21 protein-coding genes are annotated in these 24,247 nt (G+C 70.3%); 11 read left to right on the forward strand and 10 right to left on the reverse strand.

Features of this window, described 5'->3' with window-relative positions:
- Positions 1–81 precede the first annotated feature (81 nt).
- The 3 genes from ligA to recG are packed head-to-tail and all read left to right on the forward strand — an operon-like array spanning position 82 to position 5,347.
- The gene (gene ligA, locus Q0480_RS14200) at positions 82–2,196 is read left to right on the forward strand and encodes an NAD-dependent DNA ligase LigA (RefSeq protein ID WP_299133888.1); all 2,115 of its coding nucleotides are present in this window, start codon (positions 82–84) and stop codon (positions 2,194–2,196) included.
- Entirely contained in the window at positions 2,193–3,266 is a 1,074-nt protein-coding gene (locus tag Q0480_RS14205; protein ID WP_299133889.1) for a Tat pathway signal protein, read from the forward strand. The genes ligA and Q0480_RS14205 overlap by 4 nt, the downstream gene beginning before the upstream one ends.
- Positions 3,263–5,347 carry an ATP-dependent DNA helicase RecG gene (gene recG / locus Q0480_RS14210; protein ID WP_299133891.1) on the forward strand — a complete coding sequence of 695 codons (2,085 nt, stop codon included), beginning with the start codon at positions 3,263–3,265 and terminating at the stop codon, positions 5,345–5,347. The genes Q0480_RS14205 and recG overlap by 4 nt, the downstream gene beginning before the upstream one ends.
- Positions 5,348–6,010: 663 nt before the next feature.
- On the opposite strand, the gene Q0480_RS14215 is transcribed toward recG, so the two are convergent.
- On the reverse strand, positions 6,011–6,421 hold the full coding sequence (locus tag Q0480_RS14215) for a hypothetical protein (protein ID WP_299133892.1): 411 nt from the start codon (positions 6,419–6,421) through the stop codon (positions 6,011–6,013).
- Positions 6,422–6,429: 8 nt separating this feature from the next.
- Positions 6,430–6,876 carry an iron-sulfur cluster assembly scaffold protein gene (locus Q0480_RS14220; protein ID WP_299133893.1) on the reverse strand — a complete coding sequence of 149 codons (447 nt, stop codon included), beginning with the start codon at positions 6,874–6,876 and terminating at the stop codon, positions 6,430–6,432.
- Positions 6,877–6,960: 84 nt separating this feature from the next.
- Between Q0480_RS14220 and hisI the strand changes: the two genes are divergently transcribed.
- A complete protein-coding gene (hisI, locus tag Q0480_RS14225; protein WP_299133894.1) occupies positions 6,961–7,323 on the forward strand; it encodes a phosphoribosyl-AMP cyclohydrolase in 363 nt (120 codons plus the stop codon).
- A 2-nt stretch (positions 7,324–7,325) separates the two neighbouring features.
- Here the strand turns inward: hisI and gluQRS are convergent, their stop codons facing one another.
- The 3 genes from gluQRS to trmFO are packed head-to-tail and all read right to left on the reverse strand — an operon-like array spanning position 7,326 to position 10,157.
- A complete protein-coding gene (gluQRS, locus tag Q0480_RS14230) occupies positions 7,326–8,159 on the reverse strand; it encodes a tRNA glutamyl-Q(34) synthetase GluQRS (RefSeq protein ID WP_299133896.1) in 834 nt (277 codons plus the stop codon).
- A 2-nt stretch (positions 8,160–8,161) separates the two neighbouring features.
- Positions 8,162–8,758 (reverse strand): methyltransferase type 11, encoded by a 597-nt coding sequence (locus Q0480_RS14235; protein WP_299133898.1) that lies wholly within the window; start codon positions 8,756–8,758, stop codon positions 8,162–8,164.
- 25 nt (positions 8,759–8,783) lie between these two features.
- Positions 8,784–10,157 (reverse strand): methylenetetrahydrofolate--tRNA-(uracil(54)-C(5))-methyltransferase (FADH(2)-oxidizing) TrmFO, encoded by a 1,374-nt coding sequence (gene trmFO, locus Q0480_RS14240; protein WP_299133899.1) that lies wholly within the window; start codon positions 10,155–10,157, stop codon positions 8,784–8,786.
- Positions 10,158–10,226: 69 nt separating this feature from the next.
- Between trmFO and Q0480_RS14245 the strand changes: the two genes are divergently transcribed.
- Entirely contained in the window at positions 10,227–12,023 is a 1,797-nt protein-coding gene (locus Q0480_RS14245) for a glucan ABC transporter ATP-binding protein/ permease (RefSeq protein ID WP_299133901.1), read from the forward strand.
- Positions 12,024–12,166: 143 nt separating this feature from the next.
- Here the strand turns inward: Q0480_RS14245 and gyrA are convergent, their stop codons facing one another.
- A complete protein-coding gene (gyrA, locus tag Q0480_RS14250; protein ID WP_299133923.1) occupies positions 12,167–14,854 on the reverse strand; it encodes a DNA gyrase subunit A in 2,688 nt (895 codons plus the stop codon).
- A 207-nt stretch (positions 14,855–15,061) separates the two neighbouring features.
- Here gyrA and nthA point away from each other — a divergent pair, with 207 nt between their 5' ends.
- From nthA to Q0480_RS14265, 3 genes are read left to right on the forward strand one after another with little or no spacing between them, the layout of a single operon-like run.
- Positions 15,062–15,664: a nitrile hydratase subunit alpha gene (gene nthA / locus Q0480_RS14255; RefSeq protein ID WP_299133902.1), complete on the forward strand. Its 603-nt coding sequence runs from the start codon at positions 15,062–15,064 to the stop codon at positions 15,662–15,664.
- 24 nt (positions 15,665–15,688) lie between these two features.
- The gene (gene nthB / locus Q0480_RS14260) at positions 15,689–16,348 is read left to right on the forward strand and encodes a nitrile hydratase subunit beta (protein WP_299133903.1); all 660 of its coding nucleotides are present in this window, start codon (positions 15,689–15,691) and stop codon (positions 16,346–16,348) included.
- Complete coding sequence (locus tag Q0480_RS14265) at positions 16,335–16,673, forward strand: nitrile hydratase accessory protein (RefSeq protein ID WP_299133904.1); 339 nt, start codon at positions 16,335–16,337, stop codon at positions 16,671–16,673. The genes nthB and Q0480_RS14265 overlap by 14 nt, the downstream gene beginning before the upstream one ends.
- 36 nt (positions 16,674–16,709) lie before the next feature.
- Here the strand turns inward: Q0480_RS14265 and Q0480_RS14270 are convergent, their stop codons facing one another.
- A complete protein-coding gene (locus Q0480_RS14270; protein WP_299133905.1) occupies positions 16,710–17,879 on the reverse strand; it encodes an MFS transporter in 1,170 nt (389 codons plus the stop codon).
- A complete protein-coding gene (locus tag Q0480_RS14275; RefSeq protein WP_299133906.1) occupies positions 17,876–18,661 on the reverse strand; it encodes a DeoR/GlpR family DNA-binding transcription regulator in 786 nt (261 codons plus the stop codon). Before Q0480_RS14275 ends, Q0480_RS14270 begins: the two co-directional genes overlap by 4 nt.
- A gap of 125 nt (positions 18,662–18,786) precedes the next feature.
- Between Q0480_RS14275 and Q0480_RS14280 the strand changes: the two genes are divergently transcribed.
- From Q0480_RS14280 to ribD, 3 genes are all read left to right on the forward strand, one after another.
- Positions 18,787–19,818 (forward strand): histone deacetylase family protein, encoded by a 1,032-nt coding sequence (locus tag Q0480_RS14280; protein ID WP_299133907.1) that lies wholly within the window; start codon positions 18,787–18,789, stop codon positions 19,816–19,818.
- A gap of 118 nt (positions 19,819–19,936) precedes the next feature.
- Positions 19,937–20,410, forward strand: coding sequence for a transcriptional regulator NrdR (gene nrdR / locus Q0480_RS14285; protein WP_299133909.1), 474 nt, complete (start codon positions 19,937–19,939; stop codon positions 20,408–20,410).
- 42 nt (positions 20,411–20,452) lie between these two features.
- A complete protein-coding gene (ribD, locus tag Q0480_RS14290) occupies positions 20,453–21,601 on the forward strand; it encodes a bifunctional diaminohydroxyphosphoribosylaminopyrimidine deaminase/5-amino-6-(5-phosphoribosylamino)uracil reductase RibD (RefSeq protein WP_299133925.1) in 1,149 nt (382 codons plus the stop codon).
- 71 nt (positions 21,602–21,672) lie between these two features.
- Here the strand turns inward: ribD and Q0480_RS14295 are convergent, their stop codons facing one another.
- Entirely contained in the window at positions 21,673–22,488 is an 816-nt protein-coding gene (locus tag Q0480_RS14295) for a transporter (RefSeq protein WP_299133911.1), read from the reverse strand.
- A gap of 16 nt (positions 22,489–22,504) precedes the next feature.
- Positions 22,505–23,635, reverse strand: coding sequence for a polysaccharide biosynthesis/export family protein (locus Q0480_RS14300; RefSeq protein WP_299133913.1), 1,131 nt, complete (start codon positions 23,633–23,635; stop codon positions 22,505–22,507).
- Positions 23,636–24,247 lie beyond the last annotated feature (612 nt).

Consider the following 24,247-nt stretch of genomic DNA (forward strand, 5'->3'; position numbering starts at 1 on the left):
CGGTCTCGGCCTTGTCCGGGCGCGACCACTGGACCGGCCGGCGCGACCGCGCTAGGCCTCGCTCCACGGAGGGAGGAGTCCATGGAGCGACCGCCGGTCGAGACGCTGACGCCCCAGGCGGCGATGGAGGAGCTCGCAGCGCTGGCGCGCGCGATGGCCGAAGCCGACGTCGCCTATCACCAGAACGACGCCCCTGCGATCAGCGACGCCGACTATGACGCGCTGAAGGCGCGCAACGCCGCGATCGAGGCCCGGTTTCCCGAGCTCAGGCGCCCCGACAGCCCGAGCGGGAAGGTCGGCGCGGCGCCGTCGGAGGGCTTTGCCAAGGTCCGCCACGCAATCCCGATGCTCAGCCTCGAGAATGCCTTCGCCGACAGCGACGTCGCCGAATTCGAGGGGCGGATCCGCCGTTTCCTGAACCTGCCGGCCGAGGCGCCGCTCGCCTTCACCGCCGAACCGAAGATCGACGGCCTGTCTCTCAGCCTGCGCTACGAGGACGGGCTGCTCGTGCAGGCCGCGACGCGGGGCGATGGCGAGACCGGCGAGAATGTCACGGCGAATGCAAGGACCGTGGCCGACATTCCGCCGCGGCTGGACGACGCGCCCGCCCTGCTCGAAGTGCGCGGCGAGGTCTATATGAGCCACGCCGATTTCGCCGCGCTGAACGCGCGGCAGGCGGCGGCGGGCGGCAAGACCTTCGCCAACCCGCGCAACGCCGCCGCCGGCAGCCTGCGCCAGCTCGATCCCGCGATCACCGCCGCCCGGCCGCTGCGCTTCTTCGCCTATGCCTGGGGCGCGCATTCCGGGCCGCTGGGCGCGACCCAGACGCAGACGATAGACCGGCTCCACGCGCTCGGTTTCCAGACCAACCCGCTGACCCGCCGCTGCGAGCATCTGAGCGAGATGCTCGACCAGTACCGCGCCATCGAGGCGCGGCGCGCGACGCTCGGCTATGACATCGACGGCGTGGTCTACAAGCTCGACCGGCTCGACCTGCAGGCCCGGCTCGGCTTTCGCTCGGCGACGCCGCGCTGGGCGCTGGCGCACAAGTTCTCGGCGCAGCGGGCGACCACTCTGCTCGAAGGCATCGACATCCAGGTCGGGCGCACCGGTGCCTTGTCGCCGGTCGCGCGGCTGCTGCCGGTGACCGTCGGTGGCGTCGTCGTCTCGAACGCCACCCTGCACAACGAGGACTACATCGCCGGCCGCGACAGCCGCGGCCAGCCGATCCGCGAGGGTCGCGACATCCGCGTTGGCGACTGGGTGACGGTCTATCGCGCCGGCGACGTGATCCCGAAGATCGAGGATATCGATCTCTCCCGCCGACCCGCCGACTCGACCCCCTATGTCTTTCCGACCAGTTGTCCGATCTGCGGCTCCGACGCGATCCGCGAGGAGGGCGAGGCGGTGCGCCGCTGTACCGGCGGACTGATCTGCGCCGCGCAGGCGGTCGAGAAGCTGAAGCATTTCGTCTCCCGCGCCGCCTTCGACATCGAGGGGTTGGGTGCCAGGCAGGTCGAGGCGTTTTTCGCCGATGGCTGGATCCGCGAACCCGCGGATATCTTCACGCTGGAGGATCGCTATGGCCCCGGCAAGCTGACCCAGTTGCAAAATCGCGAAGGCTGGGGCGGGAAGTCGGCCGAGAACCTGTTCCGCGCGATCCGCGACAAGCGGCGCATCCCGCTCGACCGGCTGATCTTCGGCCTCGGCATCCGCCATGTCGGCGAGACCTCGGCGACCCTGCTCGCGCGGCACTATGGGGCGTGGGCGCGGTTCCGCGATGCGATGGGGGCGGCGCGCGAGCATGTTGGCGACGATTGGGCGGAGCTGAACGCGATCGACGGCGTCGGTCCGATCCTCGCCGCGGCGCTGGTCGACACGTTCCACGAGCCGGCCGCGCGCGCTGCCATCGACCGGCTGGTCGGACATCTCGATATCGAAGACGTGGCCGCGCCCGACACCGCCGGTTCGCCGATCGCCGGCAAGACGGTGGTCTTTACCGGGACGCTGGAACGCATGACCCGCGCCGAAGCCAAGGCCCGCGCCGAGGCGCTCGGCGCCAAGGTCGCAGGCTCGGTCAGCGCCCGGACCGACTATGTCATCGCCGGTCCGGGCGCGGGTTCGAAGGAGAAGAAGGCGCGCGAGCTCGGCCTGACCGTGCTCAGCGAGGACGAGTGGCTGGAGCTCGCAGGATGATCGGCCGGCGCGCATTGCTCGCCGCCGGCGGGGCGCTCGCTCTCGGTGCCGGCGGCTGGCGGCTCACCACCGGATCGATGGCCGGCTACGATCGATGGGCGGCCGAACTGCGCGCCTGGCCGGCCGCTCCGGAGATCGCCGCGCTGGTTCGCCTCGCGACGCTGGCACCGAACAGCCACAACAGCCAACCCTGGCGCTTCCGGATCGGTCCGGACCGGATCGACATCGGCCCCGATCTCGCGCGGCGGGTCCCGGTGGTCGATCCCGACGACCATCATCTCCATGTGAGCCTTGGCGCCGCCGTCGAGACGCTGGCGATCGCCGGCGCCGCGCTCGGGCGGCCGGGCGAGGTGGTGCTCGGCCCCGATGGACCGGGCTTTGTCCATTCGGCCGGCTCGCCGCGGCCGGGTCCGTTGGCCGAGGCGATTCCCCGCCGCCAATCGACCCGCGCCGAGTATGACGGCCGGCCGCTCGACGTCGAGACGCTGGGCGCGCTGGCGGCCGCGGCCGGGATGCCCGGCGTCCGGCTGATCCTGCTGACCGAGCCGGCGGTTCTCGGTCAGGTACGGGATCTCGTCGTCGCCGCCAATGGCGCGCAGATGGGCGACCCGGCCTTCATGTCCGAGCTGCGCGACTGGATCCGGTTCAATCCGCGCGCGGCGATCGAGACCGGAGACGGGCTTTTTTCCGGCGCCAGCGGCAATCCCAGTCTGCCGACGGCGCTGGGCCGGGCCGTCTTTCCATGGGTGATCACGGCCGCCGGCGAGAACGAGCGTTATGCGCGCCAGCTCGCCTCCTCGGCGGGTTGCGCGGTCTTCTTCGCCGAGCGCGCCAACCCCGAGGGCTGGGTACAGGTCGGTCGCGCCTGCCAGCGCTTCGCTCTCGCAGCGACGGCGCGAGACGTCCGGCTCGCCTTCGTCAACCAGCCCGTCGAGGTGGCGGCGTTCCGTACCGCGCTCGCGGCGCTGGCCGGCGAGCCCGATCGGCGCCCTGACCTTCTCCTCCGCTTCGGCCGCGGCGCGCCGCTTCCCTTCTCGCCGCGCCGCCCGGTCGCCGCCGTCGTCGCGTGAGTCGCCCGGACATTCTCTTTCCGCTGTTCGCGGAGCTGACCGGACTCGACGGCATCGGGCCGAAGCTGGCGCGGCTCTTCGCCCGCCTCGGGATCGAGAAGCCGGCGGACCTGCTCTTCACGCTGCCGGTCTCCGGGGTCGATCGCCGCCTCCGCGCCTCGATCCGCGAGATCGCGCTGCCGGGCGTCGCCACGGTCGAGGTCGAGATCGGGCTGCATCATCCCGGTGCCACCCGGACCCGGCCCTATCGCATCCATGTCCGCGACGCGCTGACCGAGTTCCAGCTGGTCTATTTCCACCCGCGCGCCGAGTGGTTGCGCGCGACCTTCCCCGCGGGCCAGCGGCGGATCGTCTCGGGCCGGGTCGAGCTGTTCGACGGCATCGCCCAGATGGCGCATCCCGACCATGTGCTGCGTCCCGGCGGCGGCGAGCGGTTGGCCGAGTTCGAGCCGGTCTATCCCCTGACCGAGGGCCTGACCCAGCGCGCCGTGACCCGCGCCGTCGCCGAGGCGTTGATCCGCGTCCGCCCGCTGGCCGAATGGATCGAGCCGAGCCTCAAGGCGCGGCGGCGCTGGCCGGACTGGGACGCCGCGCTGACCGCCGCCCACGCGCCCGGCGGCCCGGCCGACCTCGCCCCCACCGCGCCGGCGCGCGAACGGCTGGCCTATGACGAGCTTTTCGCGCATCAGGTGACCCTCGCGCTGGCACGGGCGCATATGAAGCGGCCAAAGGGGCACGTGACCGCCGGCGACGGGCATCTGCGGGCGGCGGTGCTCGCGGCGCTGCCCTATCGCCCGACCGGCGCCCAGACCCGGGCGGTGGCCGAGATCACCGGCGACATGGCGACGCCTGTCCGGATGAACCGCCTGCTTCAGGGCGATGTCGGTGCCGGCAAGACGCTGGTCGGACTCCTCGCCATGCTGGCGGCGGTCGAGGCGGGCGGTCAGGCGGCGCTAATGGCGCCGACCGAGATCCTGGCGCGCCAGCATCACGCCAGCCTCGCGCCGCTGGCCGAGGTGGCGGGCGTCCGGCTCGGTATCCTGACCGGCCGCGACAAGGGCGCGGAGCGCGCCGCGAAGCTCGCCTCCCTCGCCTCGGGCGAGATCGCGATCCTCGTCGGCACCCACGCGCTGTTCCAGAAGGAGGTGGAGTTCCGCGATCTCCGCCTTGCCATCATCGACGAGCAACACCGGTTCGGCGTGCGCCAGCGCATGGATCTCGGCGCCAAGGGAGAGGCGGCGGACATCCTCGTGATGACCGCGACGCCGATCCCGCGCAGCCTCGCGCTGGCCCAGTACGGCGACATGGATATCTCGGTGCTGGACGAGAAGCCGGCGGGTCGTCGGCCGATCGAGACCGCGCTCGTCTCGTCGTCGCGGATCGATCAGGTGATCGAGCGGCTGCGCGCCGCGCTGGCCGCCGGGCGTCAGGCCTATTGGGTCTGTCCGCTGGTCGAGGAATCCGAGGTCGCCGAGATGACGGCCGCCGAGGAGCGGCATCGCGCGCTGACCCTGGCGCTCGGGCCGGGCGTCGGTCTGGTCCATGGCCAGCTGCCACCCGCCGCCAAGGACGCCGCGATGGCCGATTTCGTGGCGGGGCGGTCGCGGCTGCTGGTCGCCACCACGGTCATCGAGGTCGGGGTCGATGTGCCGGACGCCTCGATCATGGTGATCGAGGGCGCGCAGCATTTCGGCCTCGCCCAGTTGCACCAGCTGCGCGGCCGGGTCGGACGCGGACCGGAGGCCTCGACCTGCCTGCTGCTCTACGACCCGCCGCTGGGCGAAGCGGCGCGGGCCCGGCTCGAGACGATGCGGCGGACCGAGGACGGTTTCGCCATCGCCGAGGAGGACCTGCGCCTGCGCGGCGCGGGCGATCTCATCGGCACCCAGCAGTCGGGCCTGCCCCGGTTCCGAATCGCCGATCTCGAAGCCCAGACCGAGCTGATGCGCACCGCGCAGACCGACGCGCGGCTGCTGTTGTCGCAGGATCCCGATCTCACCTTGCCACGCGGCCAGGCGACGCGCGTGCTGCTCTGGCTGATGGAGCGCGACAAGGCGATCCGAATGCTTTCCGTAGGTTAACGCGCCGAACGCATGTTCCGGATTTGTTCAGGGAATCACTTGACTCGACAGGTACAAAATGGGAACAATTTAAGAACAAACGCGGCCAAATCCAGGAGCATACCGATGATCTCCACCTTCGCCCGCCTAACGAACGACCCGGGGAAGCTCGCGCGGGAGGCCCTCGGTCTCGCCGGCCTTTGCGCCGCGATCCTCGCCGCGCTGCTCCTGCCGGCGCTCGCCTGAGCGGCGCCGCGCGCCTTATGCCACAACCGGCGTGAGCCAGGGCCAAGCACGCGACCGATCGCTTCGTTGCTTCTCGTTGCCTTGTCCCGCTGTTGTCCTGCCCGCCGTCGCCTTTTGCCTTGTCCTGCCAGCGGGGTCTCGCGCGGACGCCTGTCCGCCGCCTGTCGATTGCCCGACTCCCGCTACCTGACCGCCGCGCGCCCCCCGGCGTCGCGGCGGTTTTTTGTGGCGTTCTTCCGAGCGGAGTGATCTCCGCGGAACGGGGTTTCCGGCGATCGGCCGGCACAACGTCCCGTGGCAGGCTATTGGTCGTGCCCCGATGGTGTTCGACGGTGGCATCTCCGGCGGCCTGAGCGACCCTGAGTCGTGTCACCGAAATCAGGAAACGATCCGTCATTTCGACGCGCCGTCGCGCTTTCGAGACCTTGGTTCTCGCCGCTACCGCCGATCGCTTTCCGCCCAGAGCATCTGCAGGGTCGGGAACAAGGCAAACAGGATCTGGGCGCCGAGGCCGAGCAGGCCGGGCGCGAATTCATAGGCCCGGAAATGCTCGGCGAGGCCGCGACCGGCCAGCACCATGTCGACCAGGGCATCGGCGGCGAGGAGGAGGGCGAAGGCGACGGCGCCCATCGCAAGGCCGGTCCGGATTTCGCGTGGCACGCCGAACCGCGAGATCGCGGCGCGCGAGGCGATCCAGGCGACGGCGAGTATCGCGGGCAGTTCGACCAGCAGCGCGAAGGTCTCGCCGAGCACCGGGCTGAGCAGATACGTCCGGATCGTGCCGAGCACGAATCCGACGGCGAAGACCAAGGCGAAATAGAGAAACCCGGCCCGGACCGCGACGCCCATCGCGGTGATCAGGCCGCCCGAGACGTCTGGCCGATGGCGTCGAGCGTCGCGTCGAGCGCCAGCAGGATCGAGGCGTGCCGGTTCCGGTAGTCCCGCGCCGGCAGCAGCACCTCGTAGTCGCCAAACGGCGCCGACGGCACCGGGCCGCCGGATTTCAGCATCGCCTTCAACTGTTCGCGCAAGGTTGCGATCTCGGATCCGGAACGCCCCAGGACATGCGCGGCGAGGATCGAGGCGGAGGCCTGGCCGAGCGCGCAGGCCTTCACGTCCTGGCCGAAGGCCACGATCCGGTCGCCCTCGAGCGCGAGATCGACGGTGACGGTCGAGCCGCAGAGCGGCGCGCGCTTCCTGACGGTGATCTGGGGAGACGCCAGCCGATCGGTCAGCGGAATGTCGGCGGCGAGCGCGAGGATGCGCTGCGAATAGAGCCGGATCAGATCGTCGTCGCCAGCCATCACCCCGGACCTTTGCCTTTTCCCCCGCGGCCCCATAGATAGCGACAATCGCCAGTCCGTCAATCGACCCCGAGGGAGTCGTCGATGTCCACCTTCGAGATCGAAAGCCTGCGTTTCGACGCGCACGGACTCATTCCGGCGATCGCGCAGGATCGGGGAGGGGAGGTCCTGATGCTCGCCTGGATGAGCGCGCGGAGCCTGGCCGAGACCCTCGCCACCGGGCAAGTGACCTACTGGTCACGGTCGCGCGGCGAGCTCTGGCGCAAGGGCGCCACCTCGGGCCATGTCCAGCGGCTTGTCGAACTCCGCGTCGACTGTGACCGCGACTGCCTGCTGCTGATCATCGACCAGACCGGCCCGGCCTGCCACACCAACCGGCCGAGCTGCTTTTTCACCGCGGTGCGCGACGGCGCGGAGGTCGTGCTGACCGAGCCGCTGGCGGGCTGACCTCAGAGCCCGACGAGGCGCCGGATATCGGCGGGGGCGACGCCCTCGGCGCGGTAGCGGGCGAGGGCGCGGGCGTCGTCGCGTTTTGCGAGGCGCTTGCCGGCCGCGTCGCGGATCAGACGGTGATGGTGCCAGACCGGCGACGGCAGGTCGAGCAGCGCCTGCAGCAGGCGATGCAGCGGGGTGGCCGGCCAGAGGTCCTCGCCGCGGACGACATGGCTGATTCCCTGATGCGCGTCATCGACCACCACCGCGAGATGATAGGCCGCCGCCCCGTCGCGCCGCCCGAGCACCACGTCGCCGAGGCCCGCGAGATCGGCCGCCTCCACGCGATGGCGTCCGCGATGCGCCGGCCCGTCCTCGACGAACTCGAGCCGCGCGGGCGCCAGCGCCAGAGCCCGGACGACATTGAGCCGGATCGCCTCGCCCGGAGCCGCCATGGCGGCGGGGCGTCCGCGGCAGGTGCCGGGATAGATGACCTCGCCCGAAACCGGCGCCCCGTCCTGCGGGGCGGAGAGCGCGGCGCGGATATCGGCGCGGGCGCAGCGGCAGGCATAGGTGACACCGAGCGCGGTCAGCCGGTCGAGCGCCGCGGCGTAGCGCGGCCGATGCTCGGACTGGCGGAGAACGGGGCGCGGCCATTCGAGACCGAGCCAGGCGAGGTCCTCGGTGATCCCCGCTTCGAAGACGGGGCGCGACCGTCCCTGGTCCAGATCCTCGATCCGGAGGAGAAAAACGCCCCCCGCCGCGCGCGCCAGGTCCCACGCGGTCAGCGCCGAGAAGGCATGGCCGAGATGCAAGGGCCCGGTGGGCGACGGCGCGAACCGGGTGCGCAAGGCTAGCGGCGACGCAAGACGAAGATATCGGCGCGCAAATCCGCGCCCGGCAGGAAGCGGCCGTATTCGCGAAAGGCGATCTCGGCGGCGCCGGCGTCGACATTCTCGCGCACCCGCCCGACATAGTCGGGGTCGGTCCGCGCCAGATCGCTGAGCGAGAAGACGAAGAGCCCGCCCCGCGGGATCGCCCGCAGGCCCGCGTCGATCACCGAGGCGGGCGCGTAGCCCGGCGCCAGGATGCCGATCGCCGCGGCGTTGAGATAGACGCCGGGCGCCACCGGCGGCGGCGCGTTCCACGCCCAGGCCGTCAGCGTCCGGTAGACGCCGGCCTTGGCCGCGGCGACCGCGCGCATCGGCTCGGACGGCTCCAGCCCGTCGATGGTGGTGAAACCCTCGGCCCGCAGCGCTTCGCCGACGAGGCCGGTGCCGGCGCCGAACTCGATCAGCGGCGCGGCGAAATCCGGCCCGAGTCCGGCGAGCGCGGCGGCCGCTCGCGCCGGCCCGGCATAGCCCTCCTCGGCCATGCGGCGGTCGTATTCCTCGGCCGGAACGCCGAAGGCGGCCGCGATCGCCGCGCGTTGCTGCTCCTGGTCTATCACCGTCCCCCGCTTTTCCCGGAAGAGGCTAGACCAGCTCGGCGAGTTCTGTCGAGTCGGCGAGCCAGGTGGTGAAATCGGCCTTGGCCCGGTCGGTATAGCCGCGATAGCGCTCCTTGCGGCCGCGCCGCCCGCCGCGCGCCGCGTCGAGGGGCGGAAAGAGGCCGAAATTCACGTTCATCGGCTGGAAGGTCCGCGCCTCGGCTCCGCCAGTGATGTGCCGGACCAGCGCCCCGGTCGCCGTGGTGCCGGGCGGCGGCGGCAGGTCGCGTCCCAGCCGGTCGGCCGCCGCCAGCCGCCCGGCGAGCAGGCCCATCGCCGCGCTCTCGACATAGCCCTCGACGCCGGTGATCTGCCCGGCGAAGCGCAGCCGGGGGTCGGCGCGCAGCCGCATCCGGCCGTCGAGCAGGCGCGGCGAATTGAGGAACGTATTGCGGTGGATGCCGCCCAGCCGCGCGAAGGCGGCGTCTCCGAGGCCCGGGATCATGCGAAACACCCGCGCCTGCTCGCCGTGCTTCATCTTGGTCTGGAAGCCGACGATATTGTAGAGCGTGCCGAGCGCGTTGTCGCGGCGGAGCTGGACCACGGCATGGGGCTTGCGGTCCGGGGCATGGGGATTGGTCAGGCCGACCGGCTTCAGCGGACCGAAGCGCAGCGTTTCGCGGCCCCGTTCGGCCATCACCTCGATCGGCAGGCAGCCCTCGAAATAGGGCGTGTCCTTCTCCCAGTCCTTGAACTCGGTCTTTTCCGCGGCGAGCAGCGCGTCGATGAAGGCTTCGTACTCCGCCCGGTCCATCGGGCAGTTGAGATAGGCGGTCCGGTCCGCCTCGGTCTCGCCCTTGTCGTAGCGTGACTGGAACCAGGCCTTGCCGAGGTCGATGCTTTCGAAATGCACGATCGGCGCGATGGCGTCGAAGAAGGCGAGGGCGCTCTCGTCGGTCAGGGCGCGGATCGCCTCGGCGAGGGCGGGGCTGGTCAGCGGCCCGGTGGCGACGATCACGCTGTCCCAGTCCGTCGGCGGCGCGCCGATCTCGCCCCGCGCGACGGTGACGAGTGGATGCGCCTCGAGACGCGCCGTCACCGCCTGCGAGAAGGGCTCGCGATCGACCGCGAGCGCGCCGCCGGCCGGCAGGGAATGCGCGTCGGCCATCGCCATGACGAGCCCCCCAGCCGCGCGCATCTCCCAGTGCAGCAGGCCGACGGCGTTGTTCTCGTCGTCGTCCGAGCGAAAGGAGTTGGAGCAGACGAGCTCGGCGAAGCCGCTGGTGCGATGGGCGAAGGTTCCGGTTTCCGGGCGCATCTCGTGCAGGACGACGGGCACGCCCATCTCCGCCGCCTGCCAGGCCGCCTCGCTGCCCGCCATGCCGGCGCCGATGACGTGGATGGGTTCGATCTCGCTCATGCGCGGAGACTTAGGCGAGACGGGCAGCGATGAAAAGCCGCGCTTTCCCCGCCGCGCGGATGGCTTATCGTGGCGCGGCGTCAACTGGAGGCGAAATTGGGCGACGAGGGCAAGGCTTCGGAAACCGGCGCGGGGGCGATCTATGCGCGGTCACTGCGCCTGCTCGCCGCCGAGCGCGGGCAGGCGGTGTTGCTCGCGGTCGCCGGCATGGCGGTCGCCGTGGTGCAGCTGGCCGAGCCGATCCTGTTCGGCCGGGTGATCGACGCGCTCGCCGCCGGCCGCGCGGCGTTTCGCGACATCGGCATCTGGGCGGCGCTCGGTCTTTTCGACATCGGCGCCAGCGTCGTGGTCGCCGTCGCCGCCGACCGGCTCGCGCATCGCCGGCGGCTCGCCGCGATGGGCGAGGCCTTCGAGCGGGCGATCACCCTGCCGGTCAGCTACCACGCCCGGCGCGGCACCGGCGCGGTGGTGCGCACCATCCTCGCCGGCACCGATGCGCTGTTCGCCGCCTGGCTCTCCTTCCTGCGCAGCCAGCTCACGGCGGTGGTGTCGATCCTGATCCTGATCCCGACCGCCCTGCGGATGGACGCGCGGATGGCGGCGATCCTCGGCCTGCTCGCGGTGCTCTATGTCGCGATCAACGCGCTGGTTCTGCGCCGGACCCGCGCCGGGCAAGCCGCCGTCGAGAGGCATCACAGCGGTGTCTTCGGCCGGGTCGGCGACGTGCTCGGCAATGTGACCGTGGTGCAGAGCTATGCGCGCGTCGGGGCCGAACTGGCCGAGATGCGCGTCGCGATGGGCGATCTTCTGTCGGCGCAATATCCGGTGCTGACCTGGTGGGGGCTGATGACGGTGCTGACTCGCGCCTCGGCCACGATCGCCATGGTCGCGGTGCTGGCGGTCGGCGCGCTGCTGGCCGCGCGGGGCCAGATCACCGTTGGCGCGATCGTCGCCTTCGTCTCCTTCGCCGGCCTGCTGATCGGCAAGCTCGACATGCTGTCCGCCTTCGTCGCCCAGATCGCCCGCCAGACGCCGACGCTGCGAAGCTATTTCGAGCTGATCGACGCGCGATCCGAGGTCGAGGAGCGGCCGGGCGCGGCGGCGCTCGGCGTCGCGGCCGGGGCGGTGGTCTATGAGGGCGTGACCTACCGGTTTCCGGACGGGTCCGAGGGCGTGTCCGATCTCGCTTTCGAGGCGCGGCCGGGGCAGACCATCGCCTTCGTCGGCCCGACCGGCGCGGGCAAGACCACGGCGCTGGCGCTGCTCCTGCGGCTGCGCCAGCCCGACACCGGGGTGATCCGGGTCGATGGCACCGATATCGCCGACGTGACGCTCGCCTCGCTCAGGGCGAATATCGCGGTGGTGTTCCAGGAGGCCGGGCTCTTCAACCGGACGGTCGCCGAGAATATCCGCGTAGGTCGACCTTCGGCCACGGACGCCGAGGTCGAGGAAGCGGCGCGCCGGGCCGAGGCGCACGAGTTCATTCTGGCCAAGCCCGGCGGCTATGGCTTCGTCATCGGCGAGCGCGGCGCCGCCCTGTCGGGTGGCGAGCGCCAGCGGATCGCCATCGCCCGCGCGATCCTGAAGGACGCGCCGATCCTGATCCTCGACGAGGCGACCAGCGCGCTCGACGCCGAGACCGAAGGCAAGATCAAGCGCGCGCTCGACGCGCTGCGTCGGGGCCGGACCACGCTGATCATCGCGCACCGGCTGTCCACCGTGGCGAACGCCGACCGGATCATGGTGCTGGAGCGGGGGCGGATCGTCGAACAGGGAACGTTCCGCGCTCTCGCGGCGCAGGGCGGGCTCTTCGCCCGCCTGGTCGCCGAGGGTGGTTTCACCGAGCCGACGCCGCCGGCCGGCTGAGGTTCTCATTCGCGGCGCGGCGCGACCGCCGCGCGATGCCGGTGAGACAGCACGCGGTTTGTCAGAACAAGGCGCGTGGAAACGGACTATTCGCCGATGATGCGGAACCAGAGCGCCGCTTCGGCGCCCTGGGATGGCGTGTTCTACGCCTCGTCCTCGTCTTCGTCGCCGCCCTCGGCGACCAGCGCGACCGAGACCACGCGCTCGCCCTCGGCGGTGTTGAAGACGCGGACGCCGCCGGCGCCGCGGGAACGGAAGGAGATGTCGGCGACGGGGCAGCGGATCGACTGGCCCGCGTCGGTGGCGAGCATGATCTGGTCGTCCTGCTCCACCGGGAACAGCGCCACCAGGCGACCACCGCGCATGGCGCGATCCATGGCGAAGACGCCCTGGCCGCCGCGGCCGCGTACCGGATAGTCGTGGCTGGACGAGAGCTTGCCGGCGCCGTTCTCGGTGATGGTCAGCAGCAGGTCTTCCGCCTCGGACATCTCGACATAGCGGGCCTGGCCGAGCTCGAAGGCACCCTCCGCGGGGGCTTCCTCACCGTCTTCGACCTCGACCTCCTCCTCCTCGGAGGCCCCGGCGACCGCGCGGCGCATCTTCAGATAGGCCGCCCGCTCGTCCGGGGTCGCCTCGAAGTGCCGGATGATCGCCATCGAGACCACCTCGTCGCCCTCGGCGAGACGGATGCCGCGCACGCCAGTGGAATCGCGGCCCTTGAACACGCGAACGTCGGTGGTCGGAAAGCGGATCGCCTTGCCGAGCCGCGTGGTCAGCATCACGTCGTCGCCCTCGGAACAGATCCGCGCGTTGATCAGGCGGATGCCCTCGGGCAGCTTCATCGCGATCTTGCCGTTGCGCATGATGTTGGTGAAATCGTCCAGCGCGTTGCGCCGCACGTCGCCGTCGGAGGTGGCGAACATCACCTGCAGCGAGGCCCATTCCGCCTCGGGCACGTCCACCGGCATGATCGCCGCGATCGAGGCCCCGACGCCGATCGGCAGGATATTGACGATCGCCTTGCCGCGTCCGCCGCGGCTCGCCTGCGGCAGGCGCCAGGTCTTCAGTTCGTAGACGATGCCGTCGGTGGTGAAGAAGAGCAGCGCGGTGTGGGTATTGGCGACGAAGAGCGTGGTGACGAAATCCTCGTCCTTGGTCGCCATGCCTTGCGTGCCCTTGCCGCCCCGGCGCTGGGCCCGGTATTCGGACAGCGGCGTGCGCTTGATATAGCCGCCGGCGGTGACGGTCACGACCATGTCCTCGCGCTCGATCAGATCCTCGTCCTCGACCTCGCCCTCGAGTTCGACGATCTCGGACCGGCGCGGCACGGCGAACAGCTCCCGCGCCTCGCGCAGCTCGTCGGAGATGATTCCCATGATCCGGGTGCGCGAGCGCAGGGTGTCGAGATAGTCGGTAATCTTGCCGGACAGTTCCTCGAGCTCGTCGGTGATCTCCTTCACCCCGAGCGCGGTCAGCCGCTGCAGGCGCAGATCGAGGATGGCGCGCGCCTGGATCTCCGACAGGTAGTAGGTGCCGTCCTCGTTGACCCGGTGGCTCGGGTCGTCGATCAGCGCGATGTAGGGCGCGATATCGACCGCCGGCCAGCGTCGGGTCATCAGCCGCTCGCGCGCTTCGGCCGGATCGGCGGAGGAGCGGATGGTCGCCACCACCTCGTCGACGTTGGAGACGGCGACCGCGAGGCCGCAGAGGATATGCGCCCGCTCCCGCGCCCGGCGCAGTTCGTAGGCGGTGCGCCGCGCCACCACCTCCTCGCGGAAGGCGACGAAATGGGTGAGAAAGTCGCGCAGCGTCAACTGCTCGGGCCGTCCGCCGTTCAACGCCAGCATGTTGCAGCCGAAGCTGGTCTGCATCGGCGTGAAGCGGAAGAGCTGGTTCAGCACCACCTCGGGCGTCGCGTCGCGCCGGAGTTCGACCACGACGCGCACGCCGAACCGGTCGCTCTCGTCCTGGACATGGGCGATGCCCTCGATCTTGCGGTCGCGCGCGAGTTCGGCGATGCGCTCGATCAGGGTCGCCTTGTTGACCTGGTACGGGATTTCGGTCGCGACGATGGCGAACCGGTCCTTGCGGATCTCCTCGATCCTGGTCCGCGAGCGGATGATGACCGAGCCGCGCCCTTCGTGATAGGCCTTCCGCGCGCCCGCCCGGCCGAGGATGATGCCGCCGGTGGGAAAGTCGGGCGCGGGGATATGCTCCATGAGATCGGCGACCGAGAGGTCCGGGTTCTCGATCAGCGCCAGCGTCGCGTCGATGACTTCGCCGAGATTGTGCGGCGGGATATTGGTCGCCATGCCGACCGCGATGCCGCCCGCGCCATTGACCAGCATGTTCGGGAACCGCGCCGGCAGGACCGAAGGCTCCATGTCCTTGCCGTCGTAGTTCGCCTGGAAATCGACCGTGTCCTTGTCGATATCGGCCATGAGATAGGCCGCCGGCTTGTCGAGCCGCACTTCGGTATAGCGCATGGCCGCCGGGGCATCGCCGTCCATCGAGCCGAAGTTGCCCTGTCCATCGAGCAGGGGCAGCGACATCGAGAAGGTCTGTGCCATGCGCACCAGCGCGTCATAGATCGCGCTGTCGCCATGCGGGTGGTATTTACCCATGACGTCGCCGACGGGCCGGGCCGATTTGCGATAGGCCTTGTCGTGGGTATTGCCGGTCTCGTGCATGGCGTAGAGAATACGCCGGTGTACCGGCTTCAGCCCGTCGCGAAGGTCGGGGATCGCCCGGCTGACGATCACGCTCATCGCATAGTCGAGATACGAGGTTCGCATCTCGGCCTCGATGGCGATCGCGGGGCCGGAATGGATCGGCCGCTCGGGCGGCTCGCCGCCGTTCTCTTCGTCTTCCGGGTTGTCGATCAAGGAGTTGCGTCCCGTTTTCCACGCGCACGCCGCTTATAGGAAATCCCCGGTCCAACTGCAATGCGGACGCGGGCGCGGCGTCGGGTCCGCATGGCGGTTGCATCGCTCTCGGCATCGTGTTCAATCAGGAAGAGAACTCCAATTCCGCGCGCCATGCCCCACGATCAGGACCACGACAATTCGCTCGACGCGATGACGGCCCGGGTGATGGCGCTCGAAACCATCCTGACCGAGAAGGGCCTCGTCGATCCCGCCGCGCTCGATGCGATCGTCGATCTCTACGAGCATCACATCGGGCCGCGCAACGGCGCGCGGGTGGTCGCCCGCGCCTGGGCCGATCCCGACTATGCCGGCTGGCTGCGCGAGGATGCGACCGCGGCGATCGCCGATCTCGGCTATTCCGGCCGGCAGGGCGAGCATATGCGCGCGGTGTTCAACACGCCCGAGGAGCATAACCTCGTCGTCTGCACCCTCTGCTCCTGCTACCCCTGGAGCGTTCTCGGCCTGCCCCCGGTCTGGTACAAGTCGCCGCCCTATCGCGCGCGCGCCGTGATCGATCCGCGCGGCGTACTGGCGGAGTTCGGCGTGACGCTGCCGGCGGAGACGCGGATACGGGTCTGGGATTCCACGGCCGAGCTGCGCTATCTCGTCATTCCGCTGCGCCCCGCCGGGACGGAGGCGCTGGACGCCGAGGCGCTGGCGGCGCTCGTCAGCCGGGACGCGATGATCGGCGCCGGCCTTGTCGCCGCGCCATGAACATCCAGCCATGATCCTTCAGCGATGAACGGGCCGCAGGATCTCGGGGGTCAGCATGGCTTCGGTCCGATCGCGCCTGAGTCGGACGAGCCCTTGTTCCACGCGCCGTGGGAACGGCGGGCGCTCGGGCTGACGCTCGCCGCCGGGGCGATGGGGCGCTGGACCATCGACGAGAGCCGCCATGCGCGTGAAAGCCTGCGTCCGGCGGACTATTATGCGTCGAGCTACTACGAGATCTGGATCAAGGCGCTGGAGGTTCTGCTCGCGCGCCACGGGTTCGTGACCGACGCCGACCTCGCCGCCGGGCACGCGGTCGATCCGGGCGCGGCGCCCCGGCGGGTGCTGCGTTCGGCGGAGGTGCCGGGGGCGATGGCGCGAGGCACGCCCTGCGACCGCCCGGCGACGGCGCCGGCCGCTTTCGCGCCGGGCGATCTCGTCCGGACGCGCGTGATGAACCCGGTCGGTCATACCCGCCTGCCGCGCTACGCCCGCGGCAAGATCGGGCGGATCGAGGCGGTTCAGGGGTGCTTTGTATTTCCCGACAGCAACGCGCATGGTCTGGGCGAGCGGCCCGGATGGATCTATACGGTCGTCTTTACGGCGTCCGAGCTATGGGGCCAAGGCGCCGATCCACTGGAAACGATATCAATCGATGCCTGGGAGGTCTATCTTGACCCAGCCTGAAGCCTGTTCGTTCCTGCCCCGCGACGCGGACGGCGCGCCGATCTTCACCGAGCCGTGGCAGGCCAAGGCCTTCGCCCTGACCGTGCATCTGCACGACAAGGGCGCCTTCACCTGGACGGAATGGTCGGCCGCGCTGGCGCGGCATTCCACCGGTTCGGTGCCCTATTTTCAGGCCTGGGTGAGGGCGCTGGAGTATCTGCTGGCGGATCGCGACCTCGCGGAGCCGGCGCGGGTCGAGAGCGTGACCGACGCCTGGCACCGCGCGGCCGAGGCGACGCCGCACGGTCAGCCGATCCTGCTCGAGAACGGTCAGTTGGGCGGCTGAGGCATCGTCCGCCGAACTGTCTGCCTTGGCACCCGCTCAGCGGTCCGCCATGTCGGCATGGGCCGCGTGGTGCGACAGCGGATAGGCCAGCAGATAGAGCAGCGGCAGCCCGAGGAAGATCGGGCCGAGGCCGGTATGGGCCGCCATGAAGCCGATCACCGAGGGCGCGAAGAGCATGCCCGCGTAGCCCATGAAGGTGACGAGCGACAGGCCGATGCCCGGTGGCAGGCCCGGCATGTTGCCGGCGGCGGAGAACATGATCGGAACCATGTTGGCGATACCGAGGCCGGCGATGGCGAACCCTGCCAGCGCGACCGCCGGCGACGATGCCAGCCCGGCGAGAATCAGCCCCGAGGCGGAGACCAGCGTCGAGATACGCAGGGTGCGCACGCCGCCGAGCCAGTCGCGAATCGGATCGCCCGAGAAACGCATCAGCGCCATGGTGGCGGAGAAGCCGGCGAAGGCGAGGCCCGAGGTCTCGACCGACGCGCCGAGCTCGGTCCTGAGGTAGAGCGCGCCCCAGTCGAGGATCGCGCCTTCGGGGATCATGTAGAACAGCGCGACCAGGCCGATCAGCCAGGGCAAGGCGGTGCGCGGCAGCTCGAGCCGCGGTTTCGGCGCGCCGGCCTCGGGCTGATCGCGCAGCACGTTCGGCCAGGCGAGCGCGATGAGGCCGAGGCAGACGACCATCACCACGAGCGCGTGGCCGATCGGGCCGAGCCGCGCCAGCAGCACCCCGCCCGAGGCCGCGCCGATCAGTCCGCCGAGGCTCCAGAAGCCATGGCAGGAGGACATGATCGCGCGCCGCATGCCGCGCTCGACCGCGACCGCGTTCGCATTCATCGCGACGTCCATGCCGCCGACGAAGCCGCCGAGGCAGAACATCGCGATCGCCGTCGTCGCGAGGCTCGGCGTCACGGACAGGATGAGCAGGACCGGCGCCATCGCCAGCGCCAGCAGGCGCAGGACGCGCTGCGACCCGTCGCGGGCAATGACGCCACCGATCACCGGCATCAGCACCAGCGAGCCGACGCCGAAGACCAGGATCATCAGGCCGAGCACGCCCTCGCCGATATCGAGCCGCGTCTTCAGCTCGGGGATCTTCGGCGCCCAGTTGCCGACCACGTAGCCGTTCGCGAGGAACAGGGCCGAGATTGCCCAACGCGGACGGGGCATCCAGCCCGCCCGTTCGATCGCGAGGCTCATGCGCGCACCCTCCCGTCCGTGTCCACTTCCAGCACGCGCGGCCCGGCGGCGCGGAACCGCGCCAGCAGGTCGCCGGGCGTCGAGGCTTCCAGCGCCAGAACGTCGCAGGCATCGACGCCAATCACCGGAAAGGCCGCCGCCGTGCCGAGCTTTTGGCGATCCGCCGCCACGGCCACCGACGCGCTGGCCGAGGCGAGCCGGCGCTTGAAGGCCGCGTCCTCGACCGAATGCGCGGTCACGCCCGCTTCGGGATCGAGGCCGCAGGCGCCGAGCAGCGCGAGGTCCGGCCGCAATCCCTCGGCCTCGGCCAGCGCCCGGGCGCCGACCGAGGCGCCGACCACCGGATCCACGCGGCCGCCGAGCAGGACGAGGGTGATCCCCGGCCGCTCCACCAGCGCGGCGGCGATCAGCGGCGCGTGGGTGACGATGGTCACGCCCGCCGCGGCAATGGCGCGGGCGGCGGCGAGCGTGGTGCCACCGGCATCGAGAAACACCGTCATCCCCGGCGCGACCAGTCCGGCGAGCGCGGCGCCGAGCGCCGCCTTGGCGTCCGCGGCCACACCCGCGCGCGCGCTGACCGGCCCGGCGCCGGGCGCGACCGGCAGGGCTCCGCCATAGACCCGGCGGCAGAGTCCCGCCGCCGCCAGAGCCCGGAGATCGCGGCGGATCGTATCCTCCGACGCGGCGAATTCCCGTGCGAGATCGGCGGCGAGCACCCGGTCGCCGCGCGCCAGCCGCTCGGCGATCGTCTCGCGCCGCTCGGAATTCAGATAGACGGACATGGTCGCAATCACTCATAAATCGGCATCAACGCGCATAAACACGCATAGCCGTCCGATGTCAAGCCGGACAACTTGCGCCGGTGGGCGCCCGGCCGATAGAAGCGCGGGAAAGGGGGACCGAAGCGATGCGCACCGTCTTTTCGCCGCGACACGCGAGCCACGCGGGCAATGTCGAGCTGAATTCCGGCGCTATCGTGCCGGCGTTCGAACTGCCCGCGCGCGCCGAGATCATTCGCGCCCGCGTCGAGGAGGTCGGGCTCGGCCCGATACAGCCGCCCGAGGCGCACGGCCTGGAGACGGCCGGCCGGGTCCACGCGCCGGACTATCTCGACTTCCTGCCGCGCGCCTGGCCGATGTGGGCCGAGGCGGGGCGGTCCGGCACCGCGATGCCCTTTGTCTGGCCGGTGCCCGGCCTGCGCCGCGACATCCCCCCGCGCGACATCGACGGTCTGCTCGGCTACTACAGCATGGACGCCGGCGCCACCTTCGTCGCCGGCACCTGGGACGCGGTGAAATCGAGCCATGACACCGCGCTCTCCGCCGCCGCGCTGGTCGCGGGGGGCGAGCGCGCGGCCTTCGCCCTCTGCCGTCCGCCCGGCCACCATGCCGGGGCGGGATTCGCCGGGGGCTATTGCTACATCAACAACGCGGCGGTGGCGGCGGAATGGCTGATCGCGGGCGGCGCGCGCCGGGTCAGCCTGCTCGACATCGACTATCACCACGGCAACGGCACGCAACAGATCTTCTATGCCCGGCGGGACGCGCAGGTGGTCAATATCCACGCCGATCCGATCGTGGAATATCCCTACTTTCTCGGCCATGCCGACGAGCGGGGCGAGGGGGAGGGCGAGGGCTTCAACCTCAACCTGCCGCTGCCGCACGGCACCGATTTCGCCGCGTGGCGCGGCGCGCTCGACGAAGGGCGCGCCGCGGTCGCCGACTACGCCCCCGACGCGCTGGTCGTGTCGCTGGGCGTCGACACCTACCGCGGCGATCCGATCAGCCAGTTCCGGCTCGACACGCCGGACTATCCCGCTATCGGCGCGGCGATCGCCGAACTCGGCCTGCCGACGCTGTTCGTGATGGAGGGCGGCTACGCGGTCGAGGCGATCGGGCGCAACGCGGTCGGTGTGCTGGCGGGTTTCGAGGCGGCCTGAGCAGACGCATCGGCATGGACAGCCCGGCCATATTGTAGACCCAACTTGCATCTACCCAAGCTGTTGCGTCCCGCCTATAGTGCGGCGACCATCGAACGCGGTCCGTCGAGGAGGGGGCATGCGCTGTCCGTTTTGCGGGAACATCGATACCCAGGTGAAGGACAGTCGGCCGGCCGAGGATCACGTCTCGATCCGCCGGCGCCGGTTCTGCCCGGCCTGCGGCGGGCGCTTCACCACCTATGAGCGGGTCCAGCTGCGCGATCTCGTGGTGATCAAGAAGAACGGCCGGCGCGAGCCGTTCGACCGCGACAAGCTGGAACGCTCGATCCGCATCGCCATGCAGAAGCGCCCGATCGAGAGCGAGCGGCTCGACCAGTTGATCTCGGGCATCGTGCGCCGGCTCGAGTCGCTCGGTGAGACGGACGTGCCCTCCGACACCATCGGGGCCATCGTCATGGAAACGCTGGCCCGTATCGACACGGTCGCCTATGTGCGCTTCGCGAGCGTCTACAAGAATTTCCAGGCAGCGGACGATTTCGAGGATTTTGTTTCGGAGCTTCGGCCATCGACCACGGCGCGGGAAGAAGACTGACCCCGTTCCGGTCAATCGCATGGGGCGCGTGAAGCCGTGGCGCTGACCGACGCCGATGCCGGCTGGATGCGGGTGGCGTTGGGCTTGGCCGGGCGCGCGCTTGGCAGGACCTGGCCGAACCCCGCCGTGGGATGCGTGCTCGTCTCGCCTGACGGGCGGGTCGTCGGCCGCGGCTTCACCCAGCTGGGCGGACGACCGCACGCCGAGACCGTCGCCCTCGACCACGCGGGCCCGCTCGCGCGCGGGGCCACGGCCTATGTCACGCTGGAACCCTGCGCCCATACCGGACGCACGCCGCCCTGCGCGAACGCGCTGATCGCGGCCGGCGTCGCCCGCGTCGTCGTCTCCATCGAGGATCCGGATCCCCGGGTCAACGGCCTGGGCATCGCGACGCTGCGGGCGGCGGGCGTTCCCACGGTGACGGGATGCCTCGCGGTCGAGGGCGCCGTCCTCAACCGCGGCTTTCTCAACCGGATCATGGCGGGACGGCCCATGGTGACGCTGAAGCTCGCGACCTCGCTCGACGGCCGCATCGCCACGGAAAGCGGCGAGAGCCGCTGGATCACCGGCCCGCGCGCCCGCGCCGAGGGACATCTGCTGCGCGCCCGGTCGGACGCCGTCATGGTCGGGGCTGGCACCGCGCTGGCCGATGATCCCCGTCTCGATGTGCGCGGCCTCGGTCTCGACCACGTCCGGCCGGTGCGCGTGGTGGTCAGCGGTCGGTTGCGCCTGCCGCTCACCGGCTATCTTGGACGGACCGCGCGCGAAACGCCGCTCTGGCTCTGCCATCACTCGGGAGCGGATCCGGCCCCGCGGGCGGCCTGGAGCGACGCGGGCGCCGAACTGATCGAAGTCCCCCGGGCGCCCGATGGCTTGCTCGATCCGGCCGCGCTCACCCGGGCGCTGGGCGAACGCGGCCTGACCCGCGTACTCTGCGAAGGCGGCGGCCGGCTGGCCGGCGCGTTGCTGGCGGCGGATCAGGTGGACGAGGTTGTGTGCTTCGGGGCCGGCCTCGCGCTCGGGGCCGAGGGCGTGCCGGCGGTCGGACCCATGCATGTCCCGGCGCTGGATCTGGCACCCCGGTTTCGCCTCGTCGCCAGCGGGTCGGTCGGCCCGGACGCGCGGACCCACTGGCGGCGCGCCTGGAGCGGGCGATCCGGCAGGGCCGGCTCGTCCACTCCAGAGTCTTGATTTAGCACGATATCCTGAACGCCAGACGATTTTGGCTGGTTGGATATTGCTCCCGGCTTCGGGAGCGGGCCTTATTTCGGGAACAGGAATGTCATCAGCAGCCGCGCGCCCCAGTCCTTGGGACCGCCATCGGGCGACTCGGCCCAGTAGCGCACGCCGGCGCCGAGCTGCACCGGCTGGGTGCCGAAGCGCACGATCTGCGCCACCTGCGCGTTGATCGGCACCGACCAGGTGTCGTTCTCCCAGTCATAGGTGGATTCCGTGTTCAGCGTGAAGGACATCGCCGTGGGCGTGGTGTAGCTGACGAACGGCTGCAGGAAGCTGCTCGATATCTGGCCATGCTCGGAATTGCCGGTGATGGACCAGATCTGGTTCGCCAGCATGCCGACCGTCCAGGGGCCTCGCTGGGTCAGGCCAACGCCGGTGATCCCGGCGCCCCACTGGTTGGTTCCGAGGTCGTCCGTGGCGGTGGGGATCAGGAACGCCGGACCCACGCCCCAGATCAGGCCGCCACTGGTCGGCGCCTTCGGCGAGAAGAAAAAGCTCTGCGTCGTCTGGCCGGTGCCGAACTGCGATCCCTGGCCGGGAATGACGCCGTCCTGGCTGATCACCGGGAAGATGGTGCGCGAGATCACGTTCCAGTCGTCGCTGATCGAGAACGGAATCACCGGCTGGATGTTCACGTAGGACTGGTGGCCGTCCTCGGGCTTGTAGCCGTTGTTGTAGTTGTACTGGAACGGTACGCTGGCCATGTTGGCGATGGGGTTCGCGAGCTTCTTGGCCAGCTCCTCGTTCTCCTGCGCCACCGCGCCCTTGCCGCCAAGGCCGAATCCACCCAGCGCCAGCAGCGTGGCGCCGAGTACGGCGGTCGTCTTCAAATACTGCACGGATGCCTCCCTCTTCTCAATTGGCGAGCGAATCGACGGAGCCGGCCAGCGACACCGCGGTCACGGCGACCGCCATCACGCGGCTCCAGGCGGCGAAGGGCGCCTCGGTCATGTAGACGGTGTCTTCGTCGCGGATGACGAATTCGCGCGCCGAGAACAGGCCCTCGGGCCGGGTCAGGTCGAGGAGATAGGCCATGCGCTGCGGTCCGACGAGATCGGTTCGGCCAAGCACCCTGTTTGCAACCTCCGAGCTTTCGCTGCGGAAGACGAAGATGCCGGTCGGATCGGCCGCCCGGCCATTGAGCCCTCCGGCGGCGGCGATCGCTTCCAGCGCCGACATGTCGCGCTTGGAGAAATTCACCCGGGCCTGCGTGGTCGAGGCGCCGAGCGCGGTGAAAGCGCGCCGATCCTCCTCGACGATGATCCGGTCGTTCGCGCGCAGCGCGATGTCGTTGCGCGGATCGTCATAGAGATCCTGCAGCCAGATTCGCCCGGTACGCCCGCCGCGCTCGATCTTGATCTGCGCGACATCCGGCACGATCTGCACCCCTCCGGCGGCGGCCAGCATCGGCGACAGGCGGCGGGTCGGCGCCTGGATCGGATAGACGCCGGGCGAGTTGACCCCACCCATGATGCTGACAGTGGCGCCGTCGCCGGCGACGCGCCGCACCTCGACCTGCGGGTCCGGCGTCTGGGATTCGAAGCCGCGGGTGATCTCGCCGCGCAGCGCCTCGGAATTGAGCCCGGCGGCGCGCAGGCGCCCGGCGTAGGGGACGTAGATCTCGCCCGACTGATCGACCTGAAGCTCCTTCAGCACCGTCGCCTTCTGGCCGACGCCGGACAGCACGCCGTTGTCGACATTTTCCCAGACCGTCACCTCGACCTTGTCGCCGGGGCTGATCGTGTCAGGCGAGACGGTTCCGGCGTCGAGGAAGCTGGACCCGAAGCCGAGCTTCGCATCGACCCGCGTCTCGGCGGCGATGGTCGGATTGACCGTGACGATATGCATGTCATAGCCGGGTGTCGTGCCCGCCGAGCGGATCTCGCTCGCCGTCGGTCCGGACCGCGGCAGGGTGCAGCCCGTCGCCGACAGGCCCAACAATGCCACGCAGGCGAGCCGCGCCGCCGCTCTCAGCACCAACCGCATCGATCGCCTCTTGCCCGCTTGTTCTTGCTTTTGCCGCGAACCCTATCGTTTTTCACCGGCAGAGACCAGAACGAACATGGACCGGCCCCCGGCGCTCCGCGGATTGTTGCCCGCGCGCACCGCCATGGATGATCGCCTCTGCGCCGGTATTCATTTTCGCCGATCCGCCGCCGATATGCCGGGCGGTCGGGTCTTGCCCATCCGCCAATGGCCTCGATTGCTTTCGGAAGGCGATGAAGCGCGGAGCGCATCGCGATTGCCACGCGGCTGATCGACCCGGGGTTGCGGGGGCGCGCGCCGGCCTCTATATGAGGCGCACGGCTCGACTGGACCTGTCGTCCGGTCGCCGGCTCATCGGTCGACACTGTCCCGATGGTTCGCGGCCCGAAGCTCGCGACAATTGAAACACGCCGCCCGCGGAGGACAGAGGTCCGACACGGGTCGCCTTCATTTTGCGCGCACCGGAAACGGCGCGGCAAGGGGGAGAAAATGATGCTGAACGATTTCAAGGCGGTACTGGCCCGCCGGCGGGCGCGCGAGCGGCTGCGGCGCCAGTATGTGGCGGCCCTCGGGCTCGAGGATCGCCTGCTGCGCGACATGGGCCTGCCGCGC

The organism is uncultured Amaricoccus sp. (assembly GCF_937891315.1).
Taxonomy (GTDB): domain Bacteria; phylum Pseudomonadota; class Alphaproteobacteria; order Rhodobacterales; family Rhodobacteraceae; genus Amaricoccus.